The 21,234-nt window shown below is 70.7% G+C and carries 19 protein-coding genes; 12 read left to right on the top strand and 7 right to left on the bottom strand.

The annotated features are described in order from the left end of the window. Positions 1 to 271: 271 nt before the first annotated feature. Together C472_RS01110 and C472_RS01105 are read right to left on the bottom strand one after the other, a co-directional pair. On the bottom strand, positions 272 to 745 hold the full coding sequence (locus C472_RS01110; protein WP_006627936.1) for a redoxin domain-containing protein: 474 nt from the start codon (positions 743 to 745) through the stop codon (positions 272 to 274). A 92-nt stretch (positions 746 to 837) separates the two neighbouring features. Next, a complete protein-coding gene (locus tag C472_RS01105) occupies positions 838 to 1,341 on the bottom strand; it encodes a DUF367 family protein (protein WP_006627935.1) in 504 nt (167 codons plus the stop codon). Positions 1,342 to 1,783: 442 nt separating this feature from the next. On the opposite strand from C472_RS01105, the gene C472_RS01100 reads away from it, so the two are divergent. The 3 genes from C472_RS01100 to C472_RS01090 all read left to right on the top strand — a co-directional run bounded on the left by C472_RS01100 (position 1,784) and on the right by C472_RS01090 (position 5,394). Further along, positions 1,784 to 2,539 (top strand): coenzyme F420-0:L-glutamate ligase, encoded by a 756-nt coding sequence (locus C472_RS01100; protein WP_006627934.1) that lies wholly within the window; start codon positions 1,784 to 1,786, stop codon positions 2,537 to 2,539. Positions 2,540 to 2,548: 9 nt separating this feature from the next. Further along, positions 2,549 to 3,532, top strand: coding sequence for a 5,10-methylenetetrahydromethanopterin reductase (locus C472_RS01095; protein WP_006627933.1), 984 nt, complete (start codon positions 2,549 to 2,551; stop codon positions 3,530 to 3,532). 179 nt (positions 3,533 to 3,711) lie between these two features. Continuing rightward, complete coding sequence (locus C472_RS01090) at positions 3,712 to 5,394, top strand: methyl-accepting chemotaxis protein (RefSeq protein ID WP_049906145.1); 1,683 nt, start codon at positions 3,712 to 3,714, stop codon at positions 5,392 to 5,394. 14 nt (positions 5,395 to 5,408) lie between these two features. Here the strand turns inward: C472_RS01090 and C472_RS01085 are convergent, their stop codons facing one another. Together C472_RS01085 and C472_RS01080 are read right to left on the bottom strand one after the other, a co-directional pair. Then, positions 5,409 to 5,648, bottom strand: a complete 240-nt coding sequence (locus C472_RS01085; RefSeq protein WP_006627931.1) for a hypothetical protein — start codon at positions 5,646 to 5,648, stop codon at positions 5,409 to 5,411. A 63-nt stretch (positions 5,649 to 5,711) separates the two neighbouring features. Then, positions 5,712 to 6,200 carry a DoxX family protein gene (locus C472_RS01080; protein ID WP_006627930.1) on the bottom strand — a complete coding sequence of 163 codons (489 nt, stop codon included), beginning with the start codon at positions 6,198 to 6,200 and terminating at the stop codon, positions 5,712 to 5,714. A gap of 114 nt (positions 6,201 to 6,314) precedes the next feature. Here C472_RS01080 and C472_RS01075 point away from each other — a divergent pair, with 114 nt between their 5' ends. From C472_RS01075 to C472_RS01050, 6 genes are all read left to right on the top strand, one after another. Continuing rightward, the gene (locus C472_RS01075) at positions 6,315 to 8,222 is read left to right on the top strand and encodes a site-2 protease family protein (RefSeq protein WP_006627929.1); all 1,908 of its coding nucleotides are present in this window, start codon (positions 6,315 to 6,317) and stop codon (positions 8,220 to 8,222) included. A 94-nt stretch (positions 8,223 to 8,316) separates the two neighbouring features. After that, positions 8,317 to 9,561, top strand: coding sequence for an ornithine cyclodeaminase (locus C472_RS01070; protein WP_006627928.1), 1,245 nt, complete (start codon positions 8,317 to 8,319; stop codon positions 9,559 to 9,561). Next, positions 9,558 to 10,076: a GNAT family N-acetyltransferase gene (locus tag C472_RS01065; RefSeq protein WP_006627927.1), complete on the top strand. Its 519-nt coding sequence runs from the start codon at positions 9,558 to 9,560 to the stop codon at positions 10,074 to 10,076. The genes C472_RS01070 and C472_RS01065 overlap by 4 nt, the downstream gene beginning before the upstream one ends. Before the next feature lie 61 nt (positions 10,077 to 10,137). Next, the gene (locus C472_RS01060; RefSeq protein ID WP_006627926.1) at positions 10,138 to 11,148 is read left to right on the top strand and encodes a Gfo/Idh/MocA family protein; all 1,011 of its coding nucleotides are present in this window, start codon (positions 10,138 to 10,140) and stop codon (positions 11,146 to 11,148) included. Between the two features lie 93 nt (positions 11,149 to 11,241). Then, complete coding sequence (locus tag C472_RS01055) at positions 11,242 to 11,667, top strand: universal stress protein (protein ID WP_006627925.1); 426 nt, start codon at positions 11,242 to 11,244, stop codon at positions 11,665 to 11,667. Positions 11,668 to 11,769: 102 nt separating this feature from the next. After that, positions 11,770 to 12,642, top strand: a complete 873-nt coding sequence (locus tag C472_RS01050; RefSeq protein ID WP_049906142.1) for a sulfurtransferase — start codon at positions 11,770 to 11,772, stop codon at positions 12,640 to 12,642. Between the two features lie 82 nt (positions 12,643 to 12,724). Here the strand turns inward: C472_RS01050 and C472_RS01045 are convergent, their stop codons facing one another. Continuing rightward, the gene (locus tag C472_RS01045) at positions 12,725 to 15,487 is read right to left on the bottom strand and encodes a GAF domain-containing protein (RefSeq protein ID WP_006627923.1); all 2,763 of its coding nucleotides are present in this window, start codon (positions 15,485 to 15,487) and stop codon (positions 12,725 to 12,727) included. Between the two features lie 183 nt (positions 15,488 to 15,670). Here C472_RS01045 and C472_RS01040 point away from each other — a divergent pair, with 183 nt between their 5' ends. Beyond that, the gene (locus tag C472_RS01040) at positions 15,671 to 15,883 is read left to right on the top strand and encodes a hypothetical protein (RefSeq protein WP_006627922.1); all 213 of its coding nucleotides are present in this window, start codon (positions 15,671 to 15,673) and stop codon (positions 15,881 to 15,883) included. Between the two features lie 76 nt (positions 15,884 to 15,959). On the opposite strand, the gene C472_RS01035 is transcribed toward C472_RS01040, so the two are convergent. Next, complete coding sequence (locus tag C472_RS01035) at positions 15,960 to 17,861, bottom strand: S9 family peptidase (protein ID WP_006627921.1); 1,902 nt, start codon at positions 17,859 to 17,861, stop codon at positions 15,960 to 15,962. A gap of 82 nt (positions 17,862 to 17,943) precedes the next feature. After that, on the bottom strand, positions 17,944 to 18,300 hold the full coding sequence (locus C472_RS01030; protein WP_049906138.1) for a hypothetical protein: 357 nt from the start codon (positions 18,298 to 18,300) through the stop codon (positions 17,944 to 17,946). Positions 18,301 to 18,403: 103 nt separating this feature from the next. Here C472_RS01030 and C472_RS01025 point away from each other — a divergent pair, with 103 nt between their 5' ends. Both C472_RS01025 and C472_RS01020 read left to right on the top strand, forming a co-directional pair. After that, on the top strand, positions 18,404 to 20,002 hold the full coding sequence (locus C472_RS01025) for an FAD-binding domain-containing protein (protein ID WP_006627920.1): 1,599 nt from the start codon (positions 18,404 to 18,406) through the stop codon (positions 20,000 to 20,002). A gap of 191 nt (positions 20,003 to 20,193) precedes the next feature. Continuing rightward, positions 20,194 to 21,234, top strand: a 1,041-nt coding sequence (locus C472_RS01020) for an FAD-dependent oxidoreductase (protein ID WP_049906141.1), incomplete at its 3' end; no start/stop codon positions are given.

Genomic DNA, 21,234 nt, shown 5'->3' with positions numbered 1-21,234 from the left:
GCGGGACTCGAAGGGGCAGCCGCGAGGACGAAGACGCGCGGCGTAAGCACCGCAGGAGCGAGTGAAACGAGCGACGAGGAGCGCAGCGAGCGCATCGAGTCCTCGTGGCTGGGGCTTCGGCGGCCTCAGTGAGGGTATCGATCACAACTGGATCACTTATGTGAAGCCGAGCGGCTGTGGCTTCGGGAGTGTTCGTGTCGATCGGCGGTTTACGACAATAAGACGCGACCGGAACGGCACTGCTGCCGACTACTCAGAGACGGATCTCTTATTAAGCGCTCTCGACCGCGTCCAGCACGGCCTCGTAGTCCGGCTCGTTCGTGGGGTCGTCGGCGACCCAGTCGTAGACGACCCCGCCGTCGTCGTCGATCACGAACACCGCCCGGTTGGCGATCCCGTAGAGGCCGAGGTCCGCGATGTCGATCTCGAGGTCGTACGCGCGGATGGCGTCGCCGCCCATGTCGCTCACGAGGTCGAACTCGATCCCGTGCTCCTCGCGGAACGCGCCCTGCGAGAACGGCGAGTCGGCGCTGATCCCGAACAGCGTCGCGCCGGCGTCCGCGAACGCGTCGGCGCGCTCCTGGAAGGCGATCATCTCGTTCGTACACGGCGGCGTGAACGCGCCGGGGAAGAAGGCCAAGACGACCGGGCCGTCGCCGATCTCCTCGCCGAGGTCGAACGGTTCGTGGTCGCTCGTGCCGACCGTCGCGGTGAACGTGGGTGCGGCGTCGCCTGTGGATACCATCACCGATTCGTACGGCCGATTCGGGCAAAAGGCTTGTCTCACCCGCGCTCGGTTCCGGTGTCGGTTGCGGGGCGCGGTCGGTTATTTTCGGGTTACTCTCGGTCGAGGTACTCCTGCTGAATGGCGACGATTTCCGACGAATCCTCGCAGTCGGCGTACCGCCGGAGCGGCTCGGCGTTGAGTTCGAGGAACGTCTCGCCCCACGTGAACTTCGAGAGGACCCGCTCCGCGTGGTCGCGCTCGCCGAGGATGATCAGCGCGGCCGCGAACGCCTCGACGGTCGTGAGCCGCATCGGGCGGCCGAAGTTCACGGGGTTGGCGGCGACGAGGTACGGCAGCGCGCGGTGTTCGCCGGGCAAGGAAAACATCTTCTCGCCCGCCGACTCCCACGAGCAGTCGAGCGCGACGAGGGCGTTCTCGCGGGCGCGCTCGGCGTCCGCGGGCGAGAGCGCCTGCTCGGCGTGGGGGTTTAAAACGACCCCGTACGGCGTGGCGCGGTCCGAGCGGTGGAGCTCGGCGAGGTCGAAGCGCGAGAGCTTCCGGGCCGTGCACTTGTCGGGGTCGTCGTCGCCCTCGTACCGGACGTGGAGGTCCACGGTTCGTCATCGGCCGAGTCGGTTATAAGGCGCACGAACGGAGCCGGCGAAAAAACGGGCGGAGCCGTCGTCCGCGCCCGGTCACGAGGCGCGCGTCCGCGTCACGATCGGGTCGCGGTCGTCGTCTTCCGACGGGACGCGCGTCCGCGTCCCGATCGGATCCGATTCGCCTTCAGTCGGTGGGTCGCTCATCGCGAGCGTCGGTCGGTCGTCGCCGCGGATAACTGTTGGGCTAAAACAATCAGTATTCGGTCTATATCCTAATATATGATTAAAAGAACGCGAATACAGACAATGATCGCACACCGATAATCAAATATTATTGTTGTATGTCGGCTTCTATATCCGTCCGATCGTCCGGCGGGGTTCCATCGCTCCCCTGATACCGTCAAGCCAACCCGGTACCGGCGGGGTTTTTCCTCGTCCCCGCGCAGGGGTTCGTATGGAGCTGTTCGCGGTTCCGGACCTCCCGGAGATCCGGGAGGGAGACGACCTCGCGGCCATGATCGACGAGCGCGTCGACCTCCGCGCGGACGACGTGGTCGTCGTCGCCAGCACGGTCGTCTCGAAGGCCGAGGGGCGCGTCTTCGACCTCGACGACTTCACGGCGGGGCCGCGGGCGAACGAGGTCGCCGACCGCCTCGCGGAGCTCTCGGGCGAGGAGAAGGACCCCCGCTTCGCGCAGGCCGTCATCGAGGAGTCGACGGAGCTGATCATGGAGGCTCCGTTCCTCCTCACGGCGACGCGGTTCGGCCACATCGGCGTCAACGCCGGGATCGACCGGTCGAACGTCCCCGACGGCGACCTCCTCCTGCTCCCGGAGCGCCCCTCGGAGAGCGCCGACCGGATCCGGGAGGGGATCGCGGCCGACCGCGTCGTCGTCAGCGACACCTGCGGGCGACCCTTCCGTCACGGCCAGCGCGGGGTCGCAATCGGGTGGGCCGGGATGCCCGCCAGCCGCGACTGGCGCGGCGAGCGCGACCGCGACGGCCGCGAGATGGGCGTCACGGTCCAGAACGTGATCGACGAACTGGCGGCCGCGGCCAACCTCGTCGCCGGCGAGGGCGACGGGGGCACCCCGGCCGTCGTCGTCCGCGACTGGGACTTCGGCGACCACGAGGGCTCCGACAGCCACTTCCGCGAGGTCGACGGCGACTTCGTCCGGCAGGCCCTCCGCGAGTGGACCTTCGAGGAGTAACAACCAACCATGCTCGGCATCGAACTCACCCCAGAACACGAGCTGCACCGCCTCGTCGACCTCGGCGTCCGCGCCGAGGAGGCCGGCTACGACGCCGTCTACTCGACGTGTCACTACAACAACCGCGACCCGTGGGCGTTCCTCTCGCGGCTCGCGGCCGCGACGGACTCGGTCCGGCTCGGCCCGGGCGTCGCCAACCCCTACGAGACTCATCCCGTGACGCTCGCCTCGAAGGTCGCGACCCTCGACGAGACCTCGGACGGGCGGGCCGTCTTCGGGCTCGGCCCCGGCGACCCGTCGACGCTCGCGAACCTCGGGCTCGAAGACGAGCGGGGCCTCCGCCCCGTGCTGGAGGCGTTCAAGACCGCCCAGAAGCTGTGGGCCGGCGAGCGCGTCGACCACGAGGGGACCTTCGACGCCGCCGACGCGGGCCTCAACTACGAGCCGCCGCAGGGCGCTGAGATTCCGGTCCACGTCGGCGGCGAGGGCCCGCACATGTGTCGGATGGCCGCGAAACACGCGGACGGGCTCCTCTACAACGGCTCGCACCCGAAGGACCTCGCGTGGGCCCGCGAGCAGGTCGACGACGGGCTGGAGGACCGCCCCGACGAACGGGGCGAGTTCGACCTGATCGCCTACGCGGCGGTGTCGGTCGCCGAGGACGAGGCCGCCGCCCGCGAGGCCGCCCGCCCCCCGGTCGCGTTCATCGCCGCGGGCGCGGCACCGCCCGTCCTGAAGCGCCACGGGATCGACCCGGACGCGGCGAGCGAGATCGGCGAGTCGGTCTCCGCGGGGGAGTTCTCCGCGGCGTTCGAGCGCGTGACGCCCGCGATGATCGACGCGTTCTGTATGGCGGGCACGCCCGAGGCCGTCGGCGAGCGTGCCGCCGCCGTCGCCGAGCACGCCGACGGGCTCGTCGTCGGCTCGCCGCTCGGCCCCGATATCGAGGCCGCCGTCGACCTCGCGGCCGAGGCGGTCGGCGACCACTTCTGAACGCGGTCGGACGCCGGCCGCCGGCCGAGCGGATTCCCGACCGGTGAGAACCGAGAATCGCTCCTGATAACGCCGCCGGGAGGTTCATAACCCGGTCCCGTCGAGTCCCGAACATGTCCACGACACGGCAGCGCCGCCCGGGGATCCGCGGGCGGTACGAGGCCCTCCTCTGGCGGACGATGGACGCTCTCGGCGTCACGGAGTCCATAGAACGGAAAGTCGTCGCGGCCGTCGGGATCCAGTTTCTCGTCACCGTCGGCATCTTCCTCACGCAGTTCGTTCTCGCCGGGACGGCCGCGTACGCGGTCTCCGGGGTCCTGTTCGTCGGGGCGGTCGTCGCCATCTACAACACCCTGCTCGTCGTCCGGCGCGATTTCGCCGGCCCGATCCGGGCGTTAGAGCGCGAAGCCGAGGCGATCGCCGCCGGCGACCTCGACGGGGCCGGCGGGACCGACGACGCCGCGCTCGACCCGACGCAACCCGACGAGATCGGGAGCCTCGTCGGGGCGTTCGACGAGGTCCGCGGCTACCTCACGACTGTCGACGCGCAGGCGGAGGCGATCGCGGGACAGGAGTTCGACGACGCCGCGCTCGACGAGGAGGTCCCCGGCTCCTTCGGCGAGTCGCTCGACGAGATGGCCGACAACCTCGCCGCGTACACCACCGAGACGGAGGCGCTCGTCGACGCGTTCGGCGACGCCGCGGAGCGCGCGCAGGCCGGCGACCTGACCGCGACGATCGACGGGGCGGCGCTGGCGACCGACGAGGACCGGTACGCGGAGCTCGTCGACAACTACAACCGGCTCGTCGCGACGTTGGGCGAGACCCTCGGCGACGTGGGGGCGTTCACGGCGGACGTGGCCGGCACCGCGGACGACGTGCGCGGGAGCATGGACGAGGTCGACGACGCGAGCGGCGACGTCGCCGGCTCGGTCCAGGAGATATCCGACGGTGCGGCCGAGCAGACCGAGGAGCTGGAGGCGATCGCCGGCGAGATGAACACGCTGTCGGCGACGGTCGAGGAGATCGCGGCGAGCGCAGACGACGCGGCCGAGACGGCCCGCGACGCGGCGGAGCGCGGCCGCTCGGGACGAGAGGAGGCCGCCGAGGCGATCGCGGAACTGGAGACGCTGGAGGCGCGGATCGGCGAGACGGCCGCCGCGGTCACCGATCTGGCGGAGCGGGTCGGCGAGATCGACGAGATCGCGGCCGTGATCGACGAGATCGCCGAGGAGACCAACCTGCTCGCGCTGAACGCCTCGATCGAGGCGGCGCGCGCGGACGGCTCCGGCGACGGGTTCGCGGTCGTCGCCGACGAGGTGAAGTCGCTCGCGGAGGAGACCCGCGAGTCCGCCGCGGAGATCTCCGGGCGCATCGAGGCGGTCCAGGAGGCGTCCGCCGAGACCGCCGCCGACGCCGAAGCGATGGAGGCGCAGGTCGCGGAGGGCGTCGAGACGATCGAGTCCACGCTGCGGGAGTTCGAGGGGGTCGTCGAGGACGTGACGACCGTCGACGAGACCGTCCAGGAGATCAGCGACGCGACGGACGACCAGGCGCGTACGACCCAGGAGGTCGTCGACATGGTCGACGGGGTCGCCTCCGTGAGCAAGCAGACCGCCACCGAGGCCGAGACCGTCGCGGCCGCGGCCGAGGAACAGACCGCGACCGTCTCCGAGGTGACGGAACGGGTCCACACCCTCTCTGACCAGTCCGACGAGCTACTGGCGCGGCTGAACGAGTTCGAGGTCCCGGGCGACGCCGACGGGATCGGGACCGCGGCCGGCGGGCCGGGAGCGTCAGGAGCGTCGGAATCGCCGGGAGACGCCGGCGCGCGCTCGGCGACGCCCGGCGATGACGACTGAGGAAGAAAGCGCCGCTATTCCGAGCGACCGCGACCGCCGAGCGCCGGGAGGTTGACGCCGATCTCGCCGAGGAGCGCGCCGACCGCGGCGTAGCCCAGCACGGCCACGGCACTGATCAGCAGGACCTGTCCGACGACGACGAGGAGCGCCGACAGCGGGTCGCCGGCACCGAGGATCAGGTCGTTCAGGAAGATGTCGACGAACCGGCCGATGTCCCCGACCAGCCGCGAGACGAAGTCGATGAGCGCGATCATGGGCCACGGTTGGACCGGGGGGTACTTGGGTGTTGAGTTCCCGGCGGCGTCTCGCCCGTTCGGCTACGCGTCGGACGCCGTCGACGCCGATCCGGCAGCCGACGATTCTCTCGTCTCAGATTCCGCCGGGCGCGCGTAGCGCAGCGCCCAGCCGATCAGGACCGCCTGAAACGGGAGCCGGACCCACGCCGCCAGCCGCGCGACGCCCGCGAGTCGCTCCGGGACGAGGTCGTTCAGGGTGTCGCTCCGGGCGAGGTGGACGTTGGCCGGGAACACGGCGACGAGGAGGGCGACGATCCCCCATGCCGACGGGCGTCGCGTCCGCCGTAAGGCGACGCCGGCTCCGAGAACGATCTCGGCGATTCCGGAGAGGTACACGAGCGCGACCGGGTTGGGGAACGACGGCGGGATCGCCGCCGCGAAGCGCTTCGGCGCGAGGAAGTGGCTGATTCCGGCGGCGACGTACGTCGCGCCCATCAGCGGCGCGAGCGACCGCTCGGAGTCGTCGGCCTCGTTGTCGGAGTCGTCGGACTCGATTTCGTCGTCGGTCATACCTCGCTTCATGGACGGGAGGCGTATCAGTCCTCGGCGGCGGGTCCCCGGAACCCTCGCCGCGGGTTCCGGGAACCGAACCCCTTAGGGACGGTCGAACCCAATGCGTCGGTAATGAACACGTTGTTCTGGGTGCTTACGGGGATCCTCGCGTACTCCGCGGTCGCGATGTGGCTGCGGAACAGGGGGAGCCTCCCGGACGCGGTCCGCGTCTCCGGCCCGGTGGTGACCCTCCGGACCCTCCGCGGGCGCGCCTTCCTCGGCCGGCTCGCGACGCCGAAGCGGTTCTGGCGCGCGGTCGCCAACCTCGGGCTGGGCGGGGCCCTGGTGGCGATGGTGGCGTCGTTCGCGCTCATCCTCTCGTCGGCGATGTCGGCGTTCTCGAACGCGCAGCCCTCGGCGATCCAGCAGCCGCAGAACTTCCTCATCATCCCGGGCGTCAACGACTTCCTCCCGCTGTCGGTCGCGCCCGAGATCGTCGCCGGCCTCGCGGTCGCGATGGTGATCCACGAGGGAGCCCACGGCCTCGTCTGCCGGGTCGAGGACATCGACATCGAGTCGATGGGGCTCGTCTTCTTCGCGCTGCTCCCCGTCGGCGCGTTCGTCGAACCGGACGAGGAGGCGACCCAAGCGGCCTCCCGCGGTGCCCGCGCCCGGATGTTCGCGGCGGGCGTCACCGCGAACACGGTGCTGACGGTCGTCGTCTTCGCGCTCCTGTTCGGCCCCGTCGTCGGGGCCATCTCGCCCGCGGCGGGGTACGCGGTCGGCGAGGTGAACCCCGGCTCCCCGGCGGACGCGGCCGACCTCTCGCAGGGCGACCGGATCGTCGAGGTCGCGGGGGCCCCGATCGAGACGAGCGGCGAGTTCGAGTCGGCGATCGCCGACGCGGGCGACTCGGTCGCGCTCACCGTCGACGACGGCGACGGTCAGGAGACGCTGACGGTCGACCGCGAGCTACAGGTCGTCGGCTCCGCCGGCGGCAACCCCCTCGGCGTGACGATCGAGGGGTCGCCCGTGACGGTCGCGGCCGTGAACGGCGAGTCCGTCGCGACCGAGTCTGACTTCTTCGCCGCGGTCGGCGACGACGAGCGCGCGACGCTCACGGTGACCGGCAACGCGAGCGTCCTCGACCCGGTCCGCGACGCGCCCGGGGCCGGGGCCGAGGACGCGTCGGGCGTCGAGACGGCGGCCGACGAGGCGGCCGTCACCGTCCCCGACGTGCCGATCGGCGCGTACGTCGTCGGCGTCCAGGAGGGCGGCCCGATCCACGACGCGGGCGCGGCCCTCGGCGAGCCGCTGACGGTCGTCTCCATCGACGGCGAGCGCGTCGTCGACGAGGAAGCGCTCTCCGCGGTCCTCGGCGAGCGGGACCCGGGCGAGACGGTCCCCGTCACCGCCTACGACACCGACGGCGAGCGCACCACGTACGACGTGGAACTCGACCCGCACCCGAACCGCGACGGCGGCTTCATCGGGGTCAGCGTCTTCCCCGGCACGAGCGGGCTCGCGCTCGACGACGTGGGCGTCACCGAGTACCCCGCGGGCGCGTACCTCGAACTGCTCGGCGGCGACGGCGGCGAGAGCGCGGGCGACGGGCCCGCGCTCGGCGGCGTCACCGACTCGCCGCTCGGGCTGGTGTTCGTCGCGCTGATCCTCCCGCTCGGCAGTCTGTTCGGGCTCCCGTTCAACTTCGCGGGGTTCACCGGCGAGCTGACCAACTTCTTCGTCGTCGAGGGGCCGCTCGCGGCGCTCGGCGGCGGGGTGTTCCTGCTGGCGAACCTGCTCTTCTGGTCCGGGTGGATCAACATCCAGCTGGCGCTGTTCAACTGCCTCCCGGCGTTCCCGCTCGACGGCGGGCGCATCCTCCGGATGGTCGCCGAGGCGGTGATCAGCCGCGTCCCGATCAGCGACCGGCACGCGGCGGTGCGGACGATCACGGTCTCGTCCGGGCTGGTGATGCTGGCCGGCCTGATCGCGATGATCTTCGGCGACCAGATCCTCACCGCGCTCGGGCTGAGCTGAGGCGCGACCGGACCTCACCGAGCGGGCCCCCTCGCTCGGATCCCCGCTCGAATCCGAGGGAAACGTGTTTCCCCGGGGGGCGCGACGCCCTCGTATGACCCGCTCGCGGACCGTCGAACTCGAGGGGCACATCATCGACAGCGGCACGATGCAGCGCTGCTTCGGCGCGGTGATGGATCTGGGCGGCTCGTTCGACGTCGAGCAGTTCGACGTGGGAAAACACGAGACGGAGGAGTCGTACTGCCGGCTGACCGTCTCCGCGGACGACGCCGAGACGCTCCGGGCGATCCTCCACGAACTCCACCAGAACGGGGCGGTGCTGGAGGACCCCTCGGCGGTGGACCTCGTCGCCGCGCCCGCGGACAAGGTGGTCCCGCCGAACTTCTACTCGACGACGAACCACCCGACGGAGGTGCTGTACGACGGCGAGTGGATCGGAGTCGAGCGGATCGAGATGGACTGCGCGCTGGTGGTGGACCCCGACGGTGGCGAAGACGGCTCACCGCGCGCGTACACCAAGACGCTCAACGCGGTCGAGGAGGGGGACCTCGTCGCGACCGACGAGTCCGGGATCCGGGTGAGTCCCCCGGAGCGCCCGCGCAGCGGCGGGGGCGCGTTCGGCTTCATGCAGGGCGGCGTCTCCGCCGAGCGCCCCTCCGAGTCGACGATCCGCGAGGTCGCCGCGGAACTCCGCGCGGTGAAAGCAGACGGGGGGAACGTGATGGTCGTCGCCGGTCCGGCGGTGATCCACTCGGGGGCGGGCGACGCGCTCGCCGACCTGGTCGCCGCGGGCTACGTCGACGCGCTCTCTGCGGGCAACGGGTTCGCCACCCACGACCTCGAACGCTCCATCTACGGCACGTCGCTCGGGATGGACGTGGAGACGCTCGAACACCCCCGGAAGGGCCATAAACACCACATCTGGACCATCTCGGAGATCATCCGGGCGGGCGGGATCGAGGCGGCCGTCGAGGAGGGGATCGTCACGGAGGGCGTGATGTACGAGTGCGTGGAGAACGACGTTGAAACCGTCCTCGCGGGGTCGATCCGCGACGACGGGCCGCTGCCGGACACGATCACCGACGCGGTGGAAGCGCAGAACGCGATCCGCGAGCAGGCCCACGAGGCCGACCTCGTGATCATGCTCGCCACGCTGCTCCACTCGGTCGCGGTCGGGAACTGCCTCCCGTCGACGACGAAGACCGTCTGCGTCGACATCAACCCCGCCACCGTCACCCAACTGCTCGACCGCGGCTCCGCGCAGGCGATCGGGATGGTCACCGACATCGGGACGTTCGTGCCGACGCTCGCGGAGTTCGTGCTGGAGGGGGACGAATGACGCTCGAAGTCCGCCCCTACGACCGCGAGCGCGACGCCGACGGGCTGTACGAGTCGAAGCTCGCCTTCGAGCGCGGCCTCGGCGAGAACACCGGCGGCGACGAGAAGGCGGCCGCCTACGAGGGCAAACTCACCGACGCGTACCGCGAGCGGTGGCTCGACTGGGTCGACCGCTGCGTCGGCGACGACCCCCGGTGCGTGACCGTCGCGGTCGACCGGAGGGAAGCGACCGACGCGCTCGTCGGCTACGTCTTCGTCCTCCCCGAGCGGCTGGCGATGGTCTGGGACGCGGCGGTGCTGAACGAGCTGTACGTCGCGCCCGAGCACCGCGGGACCGGCGTCGCCGACGACCTGATGGACGCGGCGCTCGCGCTCGCGGCCGACCAGGACCTCCCGCTCGACCGGCTCGTTCTCGACGTCGACCCCGCGAACGAGCGCGCCAAGGGGTTCTACGACCGACACGGGTTCGAGTCGTGGGGCGAGATGGTCGCGCGGTCAGTAGACGGCGACGACTGACGTCGAGCCGTCTCGTTCCGCGTTCCGAAGCTACAAGCGCGTCCGCCCGCTTTCGACGGGCGTGATCCAGATCGGGATCGTCGGCTGCGGCGTGATCGGGAACCGCCTCGCCGACGCGATAGCCGACCACGAGCGGTACGAGCTGGCGGCCGCCTGCGACCTCGACGCCGAGCGCGTCGAGGCGCTCGCGGCCGACCACGGCACCGACAGCACCGCGACGACGACCGACCACGAGGCGCTCGTCGAGACCGACGGCCTCGACGCGGTCTACGTCGGCGTCCCGCCGCTCGCGCACCGCGAGGTGGTCGCCGACGCGCTCGCGGCGGGCAACCACGTGATCTGCGAGAAGCCGATCGCTGCCGACGCGGCGACGGGCCGCGAACTGGCGGCGCTCGAAGCGGAGACGGACCGCGTCACGGCCGTGAACCTCCCGTTCCGGTACACGCCCGGCTTCGTCCGGCTGCGGGAGGCGGTCGCGGCGGGCGAGGTCGGCGACCCGCGCCGCGTCGAACTCCGCTTCCGGTTCCCGCAGTGGCCCCGCGAGTGGCAGGACGTGGCGTGGCTGGAGTCGCGCGAGCAGGGCGGCCCGCTGCGCGAGGTCGGGACCCACTTCCTGTTCGGGGTTCAGGAGCTGTTCGGCCCGATCGAGACCGTCTCCGCGGACGTGGGGTACTCCGGACCGGACGCGTACGAGGACGACGTGGTCGGGAGCTTCCGCGCCGGCGGCGTCCGCGGGACGGTCGACCTGCTCTGTGACCACGATGGCGACGAGGAGAACGCGATCACCGTCGTCGGCGACGACGCGTCGCTGTCGCTGACGGAGTGGTACCGACTGATCCGGGACCGCGGGCGCGAGGGCGAGACGACGCTCGTCGACGAGCGCGGCGACACCGTGGCGGCCCTCCTCACCGAGTTCGCGAGCGCGGTCGACGGCGACGGCGGCGACCTCGTCTCGTTCGCGGAGGCGACCCGCGTTCAGGAGGTGCTCGACGCGGTCCACGCCTCCGAGGGCGACCGCGTCCGACCGGGGACGGATGGCGACAGCGGCGACGGCGACGCCAGTAGGGCGTAGCCCGAGGCCCGAAGGCCGTCGGACCGCCGTCGCGGACTCACGGGACGGGAACGCCCGCCAGTAATTATGTGTCTCTCGGACGCATCTTTGCGTATGAGCTACCTCGTTGCGACCGACGGGTCGACGGAGAGCGACGAAGCCGTCCGGTACGCGGCGCGGCAGGCGGTCGCGTTCTACGAGACGCTCGAGATCGCCCACGTCCTCACCCCGGACTCGGAGCTGGTCGACGGGACGATCATCCTCCCGGGCGAGCAGGCCGCGGTCGAGGCCGGGCAGGGCGTCTTGGAGAGCGCCCGGACCGTCGCCGAGGACGCGGTGGGCGACGAGCCGATCGACGTGGAGACACAGCTCCTCACCGGTCGCCCCGCCGACGCGATCACCGAGTACGCGGCCGACGAGGCCGTCGACGCGATCTACGTCGGCCACCGCGGGCTGAGCGAGGAGCGGGAGCAGGTGGTCGGCAGCGTCGCGAAGAGCGTCGTCGACAAGGCCGACGTGCCGGTGACGGTGATCCGGTAACGACCCGGGGTCGAGAGCGGGTCCGGGCTCGGCGTCAGAGACGCTGGCAAGGACCTCCGTTATCCGGCCTTCAAAAGTAGTTGGGCACGTTACGTGTACTCGATGCCAGAAGACGTACTCGTCACGGCGGACTGGGTGGAAGACCACCTGGACGACTTCCAGAGCGACGACTCCGACCTTCGGCTCGTCGAGATCAACAACCCGACCGTCACGGACGAGTCGGAGTACACTCCCTACGAGGAGGGCCACATCCCCGGTGCCCTAAACTTCGAGTGGGACGCGGTGTTCACCGACGAGACGGAGCGCGACATCGTCTCGAAGGCGGCCTTCGCGGAGCGAAACGGCGCTGGCGGCATCGACGCCGACACGACGGTCGTCGTGTACGGCGGTGGCCGCGTCCCCAACTGGTTCGCGCTGTTCGGCTACTGGATCTACAAGTACTACGGTCACGACGACATCCGCGTGATCGACGGCGGGAAGGGCTACTGGGTCGCGAACGACTACCAGCTCTCGACCGAGGAGCCGGACTTCACGCCGCGCGAGTACGAGGCCCGCGGTCCCTTCGAGAGCGTCCGCGCCTACAAGGACGACATCGACAAGGCGATCGAGGAGGGGATCCCGATGGTCGACGTCCGCTCGCCCGAGGAGTTCTCCGGCGAGGTCATCGCGCCCGAGGGACTCAACGAGACCGCCCAGCGCGGCGGCCACATCCCCGGCGCGAGCAACGTCCCGATCGGGACCACGCTGAACGAGGACGGCACGTTCAAGAGCGCCGACGAGCTCCGCGAGCTGTACGGCGACGCCGGCGTCGACGGCGACGAGTCGACGATCACCTACTGCCGCGTCGGCGAGCGCTCGTCGATCGAGTGGTTCCTCCTGCACGAACTGCTCGGCTACGACGACGTCCGGAACTACGACGGCTCGTGGACCGAGTGGGGCAACCTCGTCGGCGCGCCGATCGAGACGGGCGAGTAACCCCCGCGGGCGTCCCGCTCGCCGAAGACGCCGCCTTTCCAATATTTCTCGATCCCGGAGGGCCGAGCCGCGGGATCCGACGCTATCCGTCCGGCTCGAAGCCCGTGACCTCGAAGCGCGCCCCGCCGCTCTCGCTCTCGGTGACTCGGACGTCACAGCCGTGCGCGTCGGCGACCTCCTCGACGATCGCGAGTCCGAATCCGGTCCCGTCGACGCGCGTCGAGTAGCCGGACTCGAAGACCCGCTCGCGCTCGTCCTCCGGGATGCCGGGCCCGTCGTCCGCGACGTAGAACCCGGTCTCCAAGTCGCCGACGGTGACAGTCGCGTCGTCGCCGTGCTCGACGGCGTTCCGGATCAGGTTCTCGAACAGCTGCGCGAGCCGGCTCCGGTCCGCCCGGACCACGGACTCGACGTCGACGTCGACGGTCGCCCCGCCGGTATCGACGTTCTCCCAACAGTCTCTGACGAAGTCGGCCAGCTCGACCGGTTCCCACTCGGTCTCCGCCGCGCCCTCGCGCGCCAGCTCCAGGAGGTCGTCGACGAGCGCCCCGATCCAGTCGTGCGCTCTCGCAACCGCCGCGAGGTGTTCGTCGTCCCGCTCCGCCCGCGACAGTTCGAGGTGCCCTTCCGCCACGTTCAACGGGTTTCGCAGGTCGTGTGAGACGATGCTGGCGAACTCCGCTAACCGCTCGTTCTGCCGTTCGAGCTCCCGTTCGCGTTCGAGCCGGTCGAGCGCCGTCGTCGTGTGCGCCGCGACGGTCTCCGCGAGCGACACGTCGACGTCGTCGAACGCGTCGGTCTCGGGCGACCCGATCAGGAGGACGCCGTGGTCGTCGAGCGGGAGGACGATCTCGCTGCGGACCGGCGTGTCCGGGTTGANCCGCTCCGGGACCGTCGAGAGGTCGTCGTAGGTGAACGACTCGCCCGCCTCGTACGCCCGCCCCGCGAGCCCCTCGCCGGACGCGAACGTCGGCGGCGCGCCGACGATCTCCTCGGTCCTGTCCGTCCACGCCACGGGCACTAGTTCGTCGGCCACGGGATCGTGGAGGTGGACGGCGCTCGCCGGCATGTCGAGCACGTCGTGAACGGTTTCGACGGCTATCTCGGCCGCCCGCTCGGCCGTCTCGGCCCGCATTATCGACCGGACGATCTCGTGGAGGGCGTCGATGACCCGCCCGTGGCGTTCGCGGTCGGTGACGTCCGTCACGAACCCCTCAAGCGCCGACACGTCCCCGTCGTCGGCGTACGTCGCCCGGCCCCGCTCCCAGACCCACTTCACCTCCCCCTCCTTCGTGCGGATCCGATAGGTGATCTCGAACGGCTCTCGCCGCTCGATCGCCGCCTGTATCGACTCCCACACGCCCTCCCGGTCCTCGGGGTGGATGACGCGCTCGCCGTACACCCTCGCCTGACTCTCCAGGTCAGCGGGGCGATACCCCGTCAGCTCCGTCACCTCTCCCCTGACGTCCTCCATCGGCCACCCGGGCTCGTTCGCGCACCGATACACCATTCCCGGCAGGTTGTCGACGAGCCGTGAGAGCCGTCGCTCGCGCCGTTTGCGCTCCGTGAGGTCCCGGGCGATTCCGATGAGCCCGATCAGCTCGCCGTCGCGGTCCGTGAGGCTCGACCCGGCGAACTCGTAGGGGACGCGCTCGCCGTCCGCCGTCAGCACCTCGGACTCGACGGCCGCCTCGCCGGTGGCGAGCGCCTCCTGCATCGCGGCGCGGATCCGCTCTCGCTCGTCTTCGGGGAACAGCTCCGTCGCGCGCATGCCTTCGATCGCCTCGTCGGTGTAGCCGACGGCCTCGACGAGGTGATCGTTCCACCGCCGGAACGTCCCGTCGGTGTCGATCACGTAGAAGACGTCGGTGAGCGAGTCGAGCGCCTGGTCGATGAAGTCGCGCTCCGCGCGGAGGTTCTCGCGGACCTCGAACGAGTGGACGACGTGAGCAACGTCGTCCCCGACCTCGGCGAGGAGTTCGCGTTCGGTCGCGTCGAAGGCGTTCGGGCGGTCGGCGTACACCGCGAGCGCGCCGTACAGCGTGTCCCGATACTCGAGCGGGAGGGCGGCCACCGAGCGAAACCCCCGTTCGACCGCCGCGGACCGCCACGGTTCGAAGTCGTCGTCCTCGGCGACGTCCTGCGAGACGGCGACCCGGCGCTCGCGTATCGCCGTCCCGGCGGGGCCCAGTCCGGTGGGGCTCTCGTCGGTCGTGATCGTGATCCCGTCGAGGTAGCCGCGTTCGACGCCCCCGGACACCTTCGGTTCGATGCGGCCCGTCTCGGCGTCGACCTCGCCGATCCACGCGAACCGGTAGGGGTCGGCGTCGCTGACGATCTCGCAGACCCGGCGCTCGACCGCGCGCCGCGAGTCGGCGCGCACGATCGCCTTGTTGATCTCGCTGGCGAGCGTGCGGATCCGGTCGAGTTCGGCGGCGCGCTGGCCCGTCCGGTACTGCTCGACCGCGTTCGCGATCCGGTTCGCGAGGACGGCGTACTGCCCGGTCCCGCGCTCCTTCTGGAGGTAGTCCGTGACGCCGGACGCGATCGCGTCGCTCGCGACCTCCTCGCTGCCCTTGCCCGTGTAGAGGATGAAGGGGAGATCCGGTCGCTCCTCGCGGACGGCCTCGAGGAACTCGATCCCGCCTTCCCCGGGCATGTCGTAGTCGGAGACCACGCAGTCGAAGTCCCCCCCGGACACCCGGTCGAGCCCCTCGGCCGCGTCCGTCGCGGTCTCGATGTCGAGCCGGTCGTCCTCGCGTTCGAGGTGGATCGCCGCCAGCTCCGCCAGGTCCGGATCGTCGTCGACGTGGAGGACGCGAATCGCGTCTGAGTGTGCGCTCATGTGCCGCGTGTTACCGGAGAACGGAAGCCACGGTACATTAAGATGCGGGGCCGACCGGCCCGATTCGCCGCACTCGGCGGCCGCGCCGAATCCGGTTCGGCCACGGACGGCTCCCCCTCCGAGGAACCTTCTTTTCAGAGCTCGGGCAGAAAACCTATCACCGCCCCGAACCGGAACGCCGACGTGTACCTCGGCCTCGCGCTCCTCCTGCTCGCGGTCGGGATCCCGCACGCCGTCTGGCCGTACGAGATCGCGCGGTTCGGGGAACGGCTCGATTCGATCGGGAGCAAGCGGGCATGGTCAGAGGTCGAACCCGCCGAGTGGAACGTCAAGCTTACGCGCGTTGTCGGGATCGGGATGGTGTTTCTGGGCCTGATCGAACTCCTCACGGGCTGACGGGTCCCGGCGGAGCGCGCGACCGACACCGGAGCCGTGGCGGATCGCGGTCCGAACCGCTGACCGCACCGCCCAGTCAGTCGTCCAGCGAGGCGACGGCGGTCCGCTCCGCGCCGATCCGGCGGTCGAGGAAGTCGTCTATGAGTTCCAGCGAGCGGATCTTCTGGTCGATGTCGCCGGAGCCGTGCCCCTCCTCGCCGAGCTCCTCGTACTCGTAGTCGTCGCCCTCCACGAAGCCGGCATCGTCGAGCGCGTCGCGGAGGATCCGCGCCTGCGAGACGGGCACGCGCGGGTCGTTGACGCCGTGGACGATCAGGAGCGGGGCGTCGACGTTCTCGACGTGGGTCACCGGACTGCGCTCGCGGTAGATCGCCTCGTTCTCGTCCGGCTCGCCGAGGTTCTTCACCATGAGCTCGGTCCGGAAGTGCGGCATCGTGTTCTCGTACATGTCGAACAGGTCGCTCACGCCGACCCACGCGATCCCGGCCGCGTACAGGTCGGGGTACTGGACCAGCTGCCAGTTCGCGGAGTAGCCGCCGTAGGAGCCGCCGTAGACGGCGACGCGGTCCTCGTCGAGCCAGTCGTACTCGTCGAGGACGTGCTCGGCACCGGTCGCCACGTCGCCCTGTTCGGCACCGCCCCAGTCGTCGTACAGTTCCTCGACGAACTCGCGGCCGCGGCCCGACGAGCCGCGGTAGTTCACCTGGAGGACGGAGTAGCCGCGCGAGAGCAGGAACTGGACGCGGTAGTTGAACCGCTGGAGGTCGAGCGCGCGCGGCCCGCCGTGCGGGTTCACGACCAGCGGCGAGGGGCGGCGGCCGGAGTCGAACAGCAGTCCCTCGATCTCGAACGTCTCGTAGGGGGCGTGTTCGACCGCCCGCGCGGGCGTCTCGGGGACGCCGTCGGAGGCGAAGGTCACGACCTCCGGCTCGACGAAGTCGTCGGGGTCGAAGGGGCCGTACTCGGCCTCGAAGACCCGTTCGAACTCGTCCGCGTCGAGGTCGTACGCGACGAGCCCCGGTCGGCGGCTCGACGTCGTGTGCTGCGTCAGGAGCCGCCCGTCGGCGAGCGGCCGGTGGACGAAGGGCTGAGCGACACCGTCCGGCAGCGAGAGCCGCCGCGACTCGCCGGTCTCGGTGTCGTGGACCACCGGGACGACGGTGGTCCCATCGACCCGGTTCCCGACGAATCGGTCACCGTCCGGGAGGAACCCGCTCACCGACTCGTCGTGTTCCTCGCTCCCGAACCATGTCACCGAGGCGTCGCCGACGCCGTCGGAGAGGTCGACGACTCCGCCGCGGTTCAGGTCGGTCGTGTTGTCGCTGACGAGGAGCCGCTCTCCGTCGGGGCTCCAGTCGATCGGCCGGGACTCGGCCCCCACGTCGCCGAGGTCGAGGTTCCGCGGGTTCGACCCGTCGGCGTCGGCGACGTACACGTCGTCGTTCTCGTAGACGTCCGTCTCGTTCGTCGCGTACGCGATCCGGTCCCCGTCCGGCGACAGTTCGCCGGCGGAGACGGCGCGCTCGTAGTCGGTGAGCTTCGTCGTCTCGCCGCTCGGGAGGTCGTGCCGGTAGAGGTTCATCTGCCCGTCGCGACTGGAGCCGAGCAGGAGCGTCTCGCCGTCCTCGCTCACGTCGTGGAGGTGGACCTGTCCGTCCATCTCGACGACGGGCTCGCTCTCGCCGTCGAGCGACATCGCCCACACGTCGTGCTGCTCGTCGCCGCCCTCGTCCCGGTGGTAGAACAGCCGGGAGCCGTCGGGGTCCCACCTGAAGCCGGCGCGGACCGACCGGGGAACGTCGCCGTCGCTCAACTGCGTCAGCGAGCCGTCCTCGGGGTCGAAGAGGTGGAGTTCGTTGCGGCCGGTCACGTCGTAGTAGAGCGCGACCGCCTCGCCGTCCGGCGACACGCGGGGACTGGAGAACGTCGGTAGCTCAGCGAGCTCGCGGAGTACGTCGGCGTCTGCGGTGTCGGACATCCAACTATACCGGGCGTCGGAACCGTCTTGAACGTTTCCCGGAGATCCGTCGGTTGCCGGCGGGGCGGGTGACGAGTGGGCCTTAGTCGGACGGTGACCCCGACACGCGGTCCAACTCTGCGATACCGAATGCCATTCCGAACACCATGAGTCCGAGGGCCGCGACGCCTGCCGAGGGTGAAATGTTCGCGATGACATTGATAGTGAACGTCCCGATACCGACGCTCACGGCACTTCGATACCGCGAGCGGCGACTCGGATCATCACGAGACGTCTCGCGCCACGTCTGCCAGTGGGCGACGGCGAGAGACGTTGTGGCTACGTAGAGGGGAAATATTGCCGCGGTCACGAACGGGTCACCGGGAAAGTAGCGCACGACGAGACCGGTGACCGACAGTCCGACAGTCAGCGCGACACCGTAGCGGAGGGCCCGATTCACGGATCTTTCTTGTTGGAAAATCAGAAATAAATTCTGGTTGGCTACCGACGGGGCGCGACCCGCCGACAGACCCTTTGTCGGACGCGCCGAAGTCGGTAGCAGGATGGGATCGCCGGACGACGCTCCGCTCCCGACCGCTCCGGACCGGGAAGCCGTTGCGGCGACCGCGACCGAGCGGGAGTCCCCGGGCACGGTCGTCTGGCACCGCAAGGACCTGCGGATCGCGGACAACCCGGCGGTCGCGGCGGCCGCGGCGCAGTCCGACCGAGTCCTCCCGCTCTTCGTCTTCGACCCGGGCTTCTACGACGAGCGGGGGATCGCCTGCGACGCCCGGATCGAGTTCCTCCACGACTGCCTGCGCGACCTCGACCGCCAGTACCGCGACGTCGGCGGCGCGGGGCTGACGTACGCCCACGGCGACCCGCTCGACGTGCTCGGCCGGTTCGTCGACGCCGGGTGGGAGGTCGTCGCGGCCGCGAGCGCGACAGGTCGGTACGGCCGGCGACGAGACGAGCGCGCCCGCGAGGAACTCGGCGTCCGCTTCGTCGCGGGCGACGGACTCGTCCGGGACGCCGACCGCCCCCGAGACGGGTGGAGCGATCACGTCGAGTCGTGGCTCGCGAGCGACCCGTTCGACTGGGACCCGCGCTCGGTCGCGGTCGACGGACTCGACACCGAGATCGACCCCGAGCGCGTGAGCGACGCGTACGGCGTCGACTCGACGAAGACGCGGGTCCCGACCGGCGGGCGCGGTCCGGCGCGGGAGAAACTCCGCGCGTTCACCGAGCGGATCGCCGACTACCCGGGGTCGATCTCCTCGCCGGTCGACGCCCGCGGGGGAACGAGCGGGCTCTCGCCGTACCTGCGGTTCGGCTGCCTCTCGGTCCGCGAGGTTCACCGCCACGTCGACGAGCGCGCCCCGGAGGGCCGGGGTAAGTCGATGTTCGTCTCCCGGCTGTTCTGGAACCGCCACTACACCCAGAAGCTGCTCGACTGGCCGGGGTGGCTCGACGAGGCCGTCAATCCCGTCTACCGCGGCTTCAACCACGACCGGCACGACCCCGACCTCGTCGCGGCGTGGAAAGAGGGGCGGACCGGGTTCCCGATGGTCGACGCCAGCATGCGCTGCCTGCGCGAGACGGGGTGGCTCAACTTCCGGATGCGGGCGCTGTGCGCGAGCGTCTACTTCCACGTCCTCCAGCAGCCGTGGCGGATCGGCGCGGACCACTTCTACCGCCACCTGATCGACGGCGACCCCGCGATCAACTACACCCAGTGGCAGTCGCAGTGCGGGCTGGTCGGCCGCCCCGGCCTGCGGCTGTACGACCCGCGAAAGCAGGTGCGCGATCAGGACCCGGAGGGCGAGTTCGTCGCGCGGTGGGTCCCCGAACTCGACCCGCTCCCCGCCGCGCACCTCGACGCCCCCGAGAAGACCCCCATCTCCGTCCAACGCGAGGTCGGCGTCGAGATCGGCGAGACGTACCCGTATCCGGTCGTCGACTACGAGGCGGCCCGCAGCGAGTTCCGCGACCGGTACGGGGCCGTCCACGGCGCGGCCGCGGCCCGCCTCGCCGACGAGTCGGTCGCGCGCCGGGCGTCGCTGTCGGGCGGGCTGGGGGCCGCTCGCTCGATCGCGACCGACCACGGCGACGCGGACGGGGACGGCGGAGCGACGCAGACGGGGCTCGGCGACTTCGGTTGACGCGGACGGGGCTCTGCGACTTCGGCCGACGTTTCCCGTCGTCGCCGGAGACCCGAAAGAGCCGGCGCGTCCCTCGGTCGACGGCAGTCTCAAGTGTTCGGGATGCCTTCTCTCTACATGGACTGTATCGAGCCGAGCCGACGGCCTTCCGCGACGGACCGACCGGGCGACTCGACCGGGGTGACGTGCGCGTGAGCGACGATCCGACGGTCCTCGTGATCGGCGGGGGCGCGACCGGAACGGGGATCGCGAGGGACCTCGCGCTCCGCGGGGTCGACGTCGCGCTCGTTGACCGCGGCGGGCTCGGAAGCGGCACCTCGGGGCGCTCGCACGGCCTCCTCCACAGCGGGGCTCGGTACGCCGAGGGGGACGCCGAGGGCGCTCGCGAGTGTATCGAAGAGAACCGCACGCTCCGCGAGATCGCCGGCGGCTGCGTCCGCGACACCGGCGGGCTCTTCGTCCGGCTGGACGGCGACGACCCCGACTACTTCGCGGAGAAGCTCGCGGCCTGCGAGGAGATCGGGATCGAGACGGAGCGGCTCGACGAGGCGGCGGTGCGCGAGCGCGTTCCGGGGCTCGCGGACGAGGTCGCGGACGCGTTCGCCGTCCCCGACGGCGTCATCTACCCGTCGCGGCTGGTCGCCGCCAACGCCGCCGACGCCGAGAGACACGGGGCGGCGGTCCATCCGCACGCGCCCGTCGAAGACGTGACCGTCGCCGACGGCGCGGTCGAGACCGTGCGCGTCGGCGGCGCGGTGGACGCGACGCTGTCGCCGGATGTCGTCGTCAACGCCACCGGGGCGTGGGCGGACGCGATCGCCGGGATGGCCGGCGTGGAGGTCGGGATGGCCCCGAGCCGGGGCGTGATGGTCTCCGTCGAGTACGGCGGGCTGGAGCCGGTGTTGAACCGGTGTCGCGACCCCGACGACGGCGACATCGTCGTGCCGCACGACGGCGAGGTCGTGCTCGGGACGACGAGCGTCCCCGTCTCCGACCCCGACGACTACGAGACGGCCGACTGGGAGGTCGAGCGGTCGGTAGAGGAGTGCGCCGCGATGCTCCCCGCGGTCGCCGACGCGGCCGAGGTCCGGCGGTGGTGGGGGGTTCGCCCCCTGTACGCGCCGGACGAGGCGGGAGAGAACCGCCGGGGGATCTCCCGGGGCTTCACGCTGCTCGATCACGAGCGCGACGGCGCGGCGGGCCTGTACAGCGTCGTCGGCGGGAAGCTGACC

It is taken from the genome of Halorubrum tebenquichense DSM 14210 (genome assembly GCF_000337415.1).
Classification (GTDB): Archaea; Halobacteriota; Halobacteria; order Halobacteriales; family Haloferacaceae; genus Halorubrum; species Halorubrum tebenquichense.
The sequence above is the reverse complement of the archived record's forward strand: the minus strand, read 5'-3'. Positions and strand labels throughout refer to the sequence as shown.